This is a genomic window from Azonexus caeni, assembly GCF_048146105.1.
GTDB lineage: Bacteria > Pseudomonadota > Gammaproteobacteria > Burkholderiales > Rhodocyclaceae > Azonexus > Azonexus aromaticus_B.
On sequence record NZ_JBKJAD010000034.1, the window covers coordinates 20,594 to 28,627 of the forward strand.

7 protein-coding genes are annotated in these 8,034 nt (G+C 65.3%); 3 read left to right on the forward strand and 4 right to left on the reverse strand.

The genetic code is table 11. The features are described 5' to 3' along the window. Window positions 1–49: 49 nt before the first annotated feature. Window positions 50–577 (forward strand): energy transducer TonB, encoded by a 528-nt coding sequence (locus ACLIIZ_RS20165; protein WP_416695331.1) that lies wholly within the window; start codon window positions 50–52, stop codon window positions 575–577. Between the two features lie 119 nt (window positions 578–696). After that, window positions 697–2,325, forward strand: coding sequence for a methyl-accepting chemotaxis protein (locus ACLIIZ_RS20170; RefSeq protein ID WP_416695333.1), 1,629 nt, complete (start codon window positions 697–699; stop codon window positions 2,323–2,325). Between the two features lie 26 nt (window positions 2,326–2,351). On the opposite strand, the gene ACLIIZ_RS20175 is transcribed toward ACLIIZ_RS20170, so the two are convergent. From ACLIIZ_RS20175 to icd, 4 genes are all read right to left on the reverse strand, one after another. Continuing rightward, window positions 2,352–3,551: a CaiB/BaiF CoA transferase family protein gene (locus ACLIIZ_RS20175; protein ID WP_416695335.1), complete on the reverse strand. Its 1,200-nt coding sequence runs from the start codon at window positions 3,549–3,551 to the stop codon at window positions 2,352–2,354. 1 nt (window position 3,552) lies between these two features. Further along, window positions 3,553–4,338, reverse strand: a complete 786-nt coding sequence (murI, locus tag ACLIIZ_RS20180; protein ID WP_416695337.1) for a glutamate racemase — start codon at window positions 4,336–4,338, stop codon at window positions 3,553–3,555. 11 nt (window positions 4,339–4,349) lie between these two features. After that, a complete protein-coding gene (gene corA, locus ACLIIZ_RS20185) occupies window positions 4,350–5,318 on the reverse strand; it encodes a magnesium/cobalt transporter CorA (RefSeq protein WP_416695339.1) in 969 nt (322 codons plus the stop codon). 76 nt (window positions 5,319–5,394) lie between these two features. Further along, window positions 5,395–6,636: an NADP-dependent isocitrate dehydrogenase gene (gene icd / locus ACLIIZ_RS20190; RefSeq protein WP_416695341.1), complete on the reverse strand. Its 1,242-nt coding sequence runs from the start codon at window positions 6,634–6,636 to the stop codon at window positions 5,395–5,397. A gap of 248 nt (window positions 6,637–6,884) precedes the next feature. Here icd and ACLIIZ_RS20195 point away from each other — a divergent pair, with 248 nt between their 5' ends. Beyond that, complete coding sequence (locus ACLIIZ_RS20195) at window positions 6,885–7,880, forward strand: DUF4034 domain-containing protein (protein ID WP_416695343.1); 996 nt, start codon at window positions 6,885–6,887, stop codon at window positions 7,878–7,880. Window positions 7,881–8,034: the final 154 nt, after the last annotated feature.

Genomic DNA, 8,034 nt, shown 5'->3' on the forward strand with positions numbered 1-8,034 from the left:
TCCCTTCATCCGACTTCCCGTTTGCGCTGCGAACAGGCGCCATTCTCTCATGCTCCGGACGCATCGTTTCCTGCTGCCTGCTTTCTGTGTGTCGCTGCTCATTCACGCCGCTCCCTTTCTCGCCGGGAACTGGCTGGCCGACGCGCCCCCGCCGACCCCGCGCCCGCCACCGCTGCAGGCGCAGTTGCAGGCTCCGCCGCCGGTGCCGGAACTGATCGTTCCCGAGACACCGAAGCCGCCAGCCGAAAAATCCGCCACCCGCCCCCGGCAGGCTGCGCCGAGCGGACCCGGCGCGACAGCCAGCACCTGGACGCGGGCGATCCGCGAACAATTCTCGCGCCAGCAGCAGGCCGGCCTGTTCTACCCGGCCGAAGCGATCCGTCTCGGCCTCGAAGGCGAGGCGCTGGTGTTCATGATGCTGGACGCCGACGGCAACGTCGTCGCCGCTCGCGTTGAAGCCGGCAGCGGCCACGAACTGCTCGACCGGGCGGCACTGGACGCGGTACGCCGCCTGCGCGCCCTGCCCGCCGACGCGCCGCAGGAAGCGCTGCTGCCGGTACGCTTCCGGCTTCACTAAAACAACACAATTAACAAAATTCACCAATGTGCAAGCTTTGACCTGTATCAAAAACAGGGTTCGGTTATAGACTATGCTCGTTAACCATAAACAGAACCACTTGCTACAGGGAGCTAAAAATGAGCGGCTTGGCAAAACTGCGCGTCACCACGCGCATGCACATCCTCAGTGGCCTGATGTTGGTCGGCCTGCTCGTCCTCTGCCTGATTTCGCTGTTCGAGATTCGCGAGGGCATGCTGCATGACCGCCAGGACAAGACCCGCGACCTGGTCGAGGTGGCCCTCGGCATCGTCAAGCATCAGCACCAGCTGGCGAGCAGCGGGGCGCTGACCGAGGAACAGGCCAAGCAGGCGGCGCGCGACAGCCTGCGCGGGCTACGCTATGGCGAGGACGATTACTTCTTCGGCTTCGATACCGACGGCGTCTATTTCCTGCATGGTGGCAACCCGCAGATGGAAGGCCAGAAGAAGATCGACATGCAGGACACCAACGGCAAGTACATCATCCGCGAACTGCTCGCCGCCGCCAGAGCCGGCGGCGGCTTCGTCGATTACTGGTTTCCGCGCGCCGGCCAGAAGGAAGCCGAACCGAAACTCGGCTATGCGGTACTGTTCCCGCAGTGGAACTGGGTGATCGGCACCGGCATCTACATCGACGACGTCGACCAGGCATTCAACGAAATCGCCTGGTTGCTCGGCGGCATTTCCGCAGTACTGCTGGCCGTTCTGCTGTTCACCGGCCTGCTGGTCAGCCGCAGCGTGATCCGGCAGCTCGGCGGCGAACCTGCCGACGCGGCGGCAATCATGGAACGCGTTGCCAGCGGCGACCTCAGCACCAACATCGCTCAGGCGCCGGCCGGCAGCCTGCTGCATGCGCTCAACGGCATGGTCGGCGCACTGCGCCAGATGGTCGCCGAGATCAACAACGACGCCAGCCGGCTGGTCAGCAACGCCGAACAGATCAGTAGCGCCTCCGATCAGGTCGCCGCCGCGGCCGAGCAGCAATCCGATGCGACTTCGTCGATGGCGGCGGCAATCGAGGAACTGACGGTCAGTTCCAACCACATTTCCGACAGCGCCCGCGACACCTCCGACGATTCGACCAGCGCCGTCGAACTCTCCGGCCAGGGTTCGCAACGCGTGGACAAGGCGGCGGCGGCGATCCGCCAGATCGCCGATACCGTCTCCGACGCCTCGACCCGCATCCACGCGCTGGAAGAGCGTGCGCGGCAGATTTCCGACATCGCCAACGTGATCAAGGACATCGCCGGCCAGACCAACCTGCTGGCGCTCAACGCGGCAATCGAGGCAGCGCGCGCCGGCGAGCAGGGCCGCGGTTTCGCGGTGGTTGCCGACGAAGTGCGCAAGCTGGCCGAACGGACCTCGCTGGCGACGACCGAGATCGAGCAGATGATCGTCGGCATCCAGGGCGACACCGTCGGCGCCGTCGAAGCGATGAACGCCGCGCTGCCGGAAGTCCAGCAGGGCGTCGCGCTGGCCGAATCGGCGTCGGAATCGCTGCGCGAGATCGAGGATGGTGCCCGCCGCACGCTGGAGCGGATCGGCGACGTCGCCGACGCGACCCGCGAACAGAGCTCGGCCAGCACGTCGATCGCCCAGCGCGTCGAGCAGATCGCCAACATGGTCGAGGAGACGACGGCGACGATCCGCAGCACGGCGGCCTCCGCCCATCAACTGCAGGAAATCGCCCGCAGCCTGAAACAGTTGGTCAGCCGCTTCCGCGTCTGAGCGACAAGCGGGGCGGCCGGCTGCCGCTAGATGGCGCCGCTGGCGCGCAACGCGGCAATCTGCGCCGGGTCGTAGCCCAGCCCGGCAAGAATCGCCTCGGTATGCGCGCTGAGCGCCGGCCCGATTGCCCCGCATTCGCCCGGCGTCGCCGACAGCCGGGGAACGATGCCCGGCACCCGGAACGGCTTGCCGTCGGGCAGCGTTGCCGACTGGAACATCTGGCGTGCGATGAATTGCGGGTCGGCAAACATGTCGAGCACCGAATAGACGCGCGACGACGGCACTTCCGCCTGCTCCAGCAGGGCGAGAACTTCCGCCTCGTCGCGCGCCGCGCACCAGGCGTCGATCAGCCCGTAGATTTCGTCGCGCCGCGCGTCACGGCCGGCGTTGTCGGCCAGGCCCGGGTCGTCGGCGAGGTCCGGCCGCTCCATCGCCAGCATCAGGCGGCGGAAGATGGCGTCGCCGTTGGCGCCGATCGTGACGTGCTTGCCGTCGCGCGTGGTGTGGGTGTTCGACGGCGTGATGCCGGGCATGATGTTGCCGGTGCGCTCGCGTACGAAGCCGAAGACATCGGCTTCCGGCACCAGCGATTCCATCATCGCGAACACCGCTTCGTAGAGCGCGACATCGACCACCTGCCCCGGCCCGCCGTTGACCTCGCGGTGGCGCAGCGCCATCAGCGCGCCGATGGCGCCCCACAGCGCGGCGATCGAATCGCCGATCGAGATGCCGGTGCGCACCGGCGGGCGGTCGGGAAAACCGGTGACGTAGCGCAAACCGCCCATCGACTCGCCAACCGCGCCGAAACCGGGCTGATCCTTGTACGGCCCGCTCTGACCGAAGCCGGAGAGGCGCACCATGACCAGGCCGGGGTTGTCGGCCTGCAGCTGTTCCCAGCCGAGGCCGAGCTTTTCCAGCACGCCGGGGCGGAAATTCTCGACCAGGATGTCGGCGCCGGCGATCAGGCGGCGGACGAACTCGCGGCCGTCCGGGTGCTTGAGGTTGGCGGTCACCGATTTCTTGTTGCGCGCCTGCACGTACCACCACAACGACGTGCCTTCGTAGAGCTTGCGCCATTTGCGCAAGGGATCGCCGCCATCGGGCGCTTCGACCTTGACCACCTCGGCGCCGAACTCGCCGAGGATGCGGCTGCAGAACGGACCGGCGATCAGGCTGCCAAGTTCGACCACGCGCAGGCCGGCCAGCGGTTTCTGTGTTTCGCTCATGTCAGGGCTCCCAATGTTCGACCGGAATCTTCCTGCCCAGCAGCCGCTCGACCGTCGCTTCAACCTGCAAGGGCGCGCCGCTGGTCATCAGCTTCAGGTGGCCGGCGCCGCCGCCGACCAGCCCCTGGCCGGCGAGCAGGCGTTCGAGCTGGCGGGCGACCGCCTCGCCGGTGTCGAGCAGTTCGACGCCGGCCGGCAGACGGCGGGCAATCGCCGCCGCCACCCAGGGGTAATGCGTGCAGCCGAGGACGACGACATCGGCATCGGCCGCGGCGAGCGGCGGTACGAAGCGGTCGAGCAAGGCCTCGACCTCGACGCTCTCGGCGCCGTGCATTTCGATCGCGTCGGCCAGGCCCGGGCAGGCTTGCGGCAGCACCCGGAGATGGCTGGCGTGGCTTGAGCACAGACGCTGGAAGCGTTCGCTGGCCAGCGTCCGCGTCGTCGCCAGGACGCCGACGACGCCGCTGCGGCTGAGCGCGGCAGCCGGTTTGACGCCGGGTTCGAGGGCGACCACGGGCAGGGTCGTGGCCGCCCGGATCGCTTCCGCGGCGGCGGCGGTCGCCGTGTTGCAGGCAATCACCAGCGCCTTGGCACCGCGCCGGACAAGCGCCTCGGCAATACGCACGCTGCGCTCGCGCAGGAAGGCTTCCGGCTTGTCGCCGTAAGGCAGGAAACGCGTATCGGCAAAATAACTGTAGTCCTCGTGCGGCAAGCGGGCGCGCAGCGCGCGCAGCACAGTCAGGCCACCGAGGCCGGAATCGAAGACGGCAATGGTTCGGGCGGTCACGTTGCGGGAGATCAGAGCCAGCCGGCGCGCTTGAAGCGCCGGTAGAGAATGAGACAGGTGGTCACGATCAGCGCCAGCGCCGCCGGGTAACCGTACTCCCACTGCAGTTCCGGCATGCGGGCGAAGTTCATTCCCCAGATCCCGGCGAAAGCGGTGGCAATGGCGAAGATCCCGGCCCAGGCGGCGAGCCGCTTGCTGACCTCGCTATCCTCGATGGCCACCATCGACAGGTTGACCTGGATCGCCGTCGCGATGGTTTCGCGGATGGTATCGACCGAGGCGTTGATGCGCAGCAGGTGATCGTACACATCGCGGAAATATTCCCGGTTACCTTCGCAAACCACCGGCCCCCGCGTACTGGCGAGCTTGCCGGCGACTTCCATGAGCGGCGCCACGACATGCTTGAGCAACATGACCCGGCGCTTCAATTCGTACAGGCGCTCGATGCTGGCGCGTGCCGCGCCACGGTCGAAAATCCGGTCCTCGATGCTTTCCAGTTCCGACTCCAGCCGATCGACGACCGGGAAATAGCGGTCGACGACGGCGTCCATCAGGGCATAGAGGACAAACCCCGAACCGTGGCGCAGCAGTTCCGGCTCGCGTTCGCAGCGCGCCCTTACGCCGAGGAAATCCTGCTGGCTGCGGTTGCGCACGGAAAGCACGTAGTTCGGCCCGACGAAAACGTTCACCTCGCCGAGTCGATAGCCTTCTTCCGGGTCGGGTTCGACCAGATGCATCACGACGTAGATCGAGTCGCCGTAATCCTCGACCTTCGGCCGCTGTTCGCCCTTGCGAGCATCCTCGACGGCCAGTTCGTGCAGGGCGAACTCTTCCTGCATGACATCCAGTTCGGCCGTCGTCGCATCGCGCAGGGCGACCCAGACAAAACAGCCGGGACGCGCCAGGTAGTCACTGATTTCCTCGACCGGGAGTTCATTCAGCCGGGTTCCGTCTTCGTAGGCAACGCAATTGATCAGCACTGTCGCATCCTGTTTCTCTGGCCTGAAAGGCAGAAGCCCCCTTGCGGGGGCCTGCGGGCCGGCATTTACCGGTTCCTTACATCCGTTCGATCATGGCGTCGCCGAACTCGGAACAGGAGATTTCGTTGGCGCCTTCCATCAGGCGGGCGAAATCATAAGTCACCTGCTTGTCGCCGATGGCAGCTTCCATGCCCTTGACGACGAGGTCGGCCGCTTCCTTCCAGCCCATGTGGCGCAACATCATTTCCGCCGAGAGGATCAGCGAGCCCGGATTGACCTTGTCCAGCCCGGCGTACTTCGGCGCCGTGCCGTGCGTCGCCTCGAAGCAGGCATACTGGTCGGAAATATTCGCCCCCGGCGCAATGCCGATACCACCCACCTGGGCCGCCAGCGCGTCGGAAATGTAATCGCCGTTCAGGTTGGTGGTGGCGATCACGTCGTATTCGGCCGGCCGCAGCAGGATCTGCTGCAGGAAGGCGTCGGCGATCGAATCCTTGACGGTGATTTCGCGTCCGGTCTTCGGGTTGATGAAATGACACCACGGACCGCCATCGATCGGCTGGGCGCCGAACTCTTCCATCGCCACCTTGTAGCCGGTATCGCGGAACAGACCTTCCGTGAACTTCATGATGTTGCCCTTGTGCACCAGGGTCACCGACTTGCGGTCGTTGTCGATGGCGTACCGGATCGCGGCGCGGACCAGGCGCGCCGTGCCCTCGACCGACACCGGCTTGATGCCGATGCCCGAGGTTTCCGGGAAGCGGATCTTGCGCACGCCCATTTCCTTGATCAGGAAATCGACCACCTTCTTGACGCCCTCGGAACCGGCGGCCCACTCGACACCGGCGTAGATGTCCTCGGTGTTCTCGCGGAAGATCACCATGTTGGTCAGTTCCGGATGCTTGAGCGGGCTGGGCACACCCTTGAAGTAGCGCACCGGCCGGACGCACTGGTAGAGGTCGAGTTCCTGGCGCAAGGCGACGTTAAGCGAACGGATGCCGCCGCCGACCGGCGTCGTCATCGGTCCCTTGATCGAGACGGAAAACTCCTTGAGTGCGTCGAAAGTTTCCTTGGGCAGCCATTCGTCCGGACCGTAGACACGGGTCGATTTTTCGCCGGCATAGACTTCCATCCAGTGAATCTTGCGACTGCCGCCGTAAGCCTTTTCCACCGCGGCGTCGATCACCTTGATCATCACCGGCGTGATGTCGATCCCGATGCCGTCGCCCTCGATGAAGGGAATGATCGGATTGTTCGGTACCGGCTGCCCGGGAACGATTTTCGCACCGCCTTGCGGAATCTGGATGTGAGATGTCATGGCTACTCCTCTGTCTTGTATTCGGGCAACCGGGGCAAGCCCGGACGACGCGGCCTCGGTGTCTCCGGCGGGCCGGTCGGCGAATTATGGAACAAATCGGCCGCCGGAAGAAACTCCAGCCGGGCTTTTTGCCTGGTCTCGCTGTCCTTGCCGCCGGCGCGCCCCGCAGAAATGAAATTGGTATACCTTATGCCTGATCGATAACCCAACCGGCGTTTGCCTCTGCCAAGATGCCAATTTCACCTTCGTTGCCCCGCCGATTCGGCACTTTCGCCGCCTTCGTCTGTCTTTGCCTCGTGCTTGGCGGCTGCGGCTATTCCGACGAGATGCACGAGCGCCAGACCTGGCGCAAGCTCCTCTGGTACGAGAAATACGGCGAACTCGACCAGGCAATCGACCAGGCCTATGTCGAACGGCAAAAAGGCAAGCTGAGCAGCAACCGCCTGCGCGGGCGCTTCTGGGAACTGGAACAGAGCGATGCCAACTTCGCGCCCCGCTTCGACGCCTGGGTGGCCAACCGCCAGTCGGCCCACGCCTATCTTGCGCGCGGCTGGTACCGGCTGGAACGGGCAAGCAAGCTCCGGGGAGACGGTCCGTTCCGGGGCATCCCGCCCGATCGCATCGCGGCCATGCGCGACCTGGCGCAGCTCGGCAGCGAGGACATGGGGCAAGCACTGGCCAAGGAGCCGCTTTGCGCCATGTGCGTCGGCGGCCAGATGTACGCCAACATCCTGCTCGGCCAGTCCGACCCCAACCTCATCGACCAGGCACTCAGTCTCGATCCGAAGCTCTGGCAACCCTTCGGCCTGCAACTGATGTCGCTGTCGCCGCAATGGGGCGGCTCGGACGGCGCCATGGTGGACTTCATCGATGACATGGAGCGGCGGGGCATCGACCGGAATATCCTCGATCAACTGCAGGCGCGCCGTCTGTTCCAGCTCGGCCTGAACGCCCAATACGGGACGCGCGACTATGCCGAGGCACGGCAGATATACGAGCAGGCGCTCACCTATTCCGCCGACAGCGACGTACTCAAGAATCTCGCCGAACTCTATGCCATCCAGGGCGACATCGCCAAAACCGCCAGCCTGCTGGAAAGAGACCTGGCGGAAAACGACGCATGGGACCTCTACAGCATCGAAGCGCTGGCTCAGGCCTACTTCGCCGGCGGCCGGGAAAAGGACGGTAAGCGGATGCTCAGCCGACGCGCCGAGCTGTTCAGCCGTTACAGCAACGGCGAATGAGGCCCGCCCGAAGCTGCGCAACCGCCCATCGGGATAGGGGCGGCCAGATTACCTGACCGGCCCCTCCCACACCACCCGGCATGCGGGTCCGCACCGGGCGGTTCGAGAAGTTGAGGTTATGAGAGTCGTGGAACCCTGAGTCCATCAAAGTAGG

Coding starts and splice junctions, on each gene's coding strand:
- ACLIIZ_RS20170 (WP_416695333.1), top strand. CDS start 697: ATGAGCGGCTTGGCAAAACTGCGCGTCACCACGCGCATGCACATCCTC.
- ACLIIZ_RS20175 (WP_416695335.1), bottom strand. CDS start 3,551: ATGAGCGAAACACAGAAACCGCTGGCCGGCCTGCGCGTGGTCGAACTT.
- icd (WP_416695341.1), bottom strand. CDS start 6,636: ATGACATCTCACATCCAGATTCCGCAAGGCGGTGCGAAAATCGTTCCC.
- ACLIIZ_RS20165 (WP_416695331.1), top strand. CDS start 50: ATGCTCCGGACGCATCGTTTCCTGCTGCCTGCTTTCTGTGTGTCGCTG.